A 1,005-nucleotide genomic window follows, 5' to 3' on the forward strand; every position below is an offset into this window, starting at 1 on the left:
AGTGGTGACCATTGATACCACCGCACCAAATGCACCTGTACTTGATCCAATCAATGCAACTGACCCAGTGAGCGGTACAGCAGAACCTGGTTCAACAGTAACTGTGACTTATCCGGATGGTAGTACGGCAAGTGTTGTAGCAGGACCGGATGGTACTTGGACTGTACCAAACCCTGGTCTGAATGATGGCGATGAAGTTACAGCTGTAGCAACAGACCCTGCTGGCAATACATCAGGACCAGGAACAGCTATTGTTGATGCAGTTGGTCCAAATACGGATGGTGTTAACTTTGCTGTTGATTCAGTAACAGCTGATAATGTGGTTAATGCATCAGAAGCGGCTGGCAATGTCACGATTACTGGTGTATTGAAAAACGTTCCTTCAGATGCGGCTACTACAGCCGTTACAGTTGTTATTAATGGGGTAACTTATACTGCAACTGTAGACAGTGCAGCAGGTACATGGACAGTAAGTGTACCAGGTAGCGGTTTGGTTGCTGATGCTGATAAAACGATTGATGCTAAAGTAACCTTCACTGATGCAGCAGGTAATAGCAGCACAGTTAACGATACACAAACTTATACACTGGATACAGCTGCTCCTTCAGCACCAGTAATTGACCCGGTTAACGGGACAGACCCGATTACAGGTACGGCAGAACCTGGTTCAACCGTAACAGTAACTTATCCTAATGGTGACACAGCAACAGTTGTAGCAGGACCGGATGGCAGCTGGTCAGTACCAAACCCTGGCCTTAATGATGGTGACGAAGTTGAGGCAATTGCTACAGATCCAGCAGGCAACCCATCTTTACCAGGTACAGCTACTGTTGATGCAGTTGCACCAGCAGTTGTTATAACTGATCTATTAACGAATGACAGTACACCTGCGTTAACCGGTACAGTGAACGATCCAACAGCTACTGTGGTTGTGAACGTGGATGGTGTTGATTATCCGGCAGTGAACAATGGTGACGGCACCTGGACGCTTGCAGACAATACACT

At 47.0% G+C, this 1,005-nt stretch carries 1 protein-coding gene; it reads left to right on the plus strand.

Annotated elements, in window-relative coordinates; genetic code table 11:
• On the plus strand, positions 1-1,005 hold a 1,005-nt coding region (locus J536_RS0105000), incomplete at both ends, for an Ig-like domain-containing protein (protein ID WP_032064306.1).

The sequence above is a fragment of the Acinetobacter sp. 809848 genome (assembly GCF_000581275.1).
Classification (GTDB): domain Bacteria; phylum Pseudomonadota; class Gammaproteobacteria; order Pseudomonadales; family Moraxellaceae; genus Acinetobacter; species Acinetobacter pittii.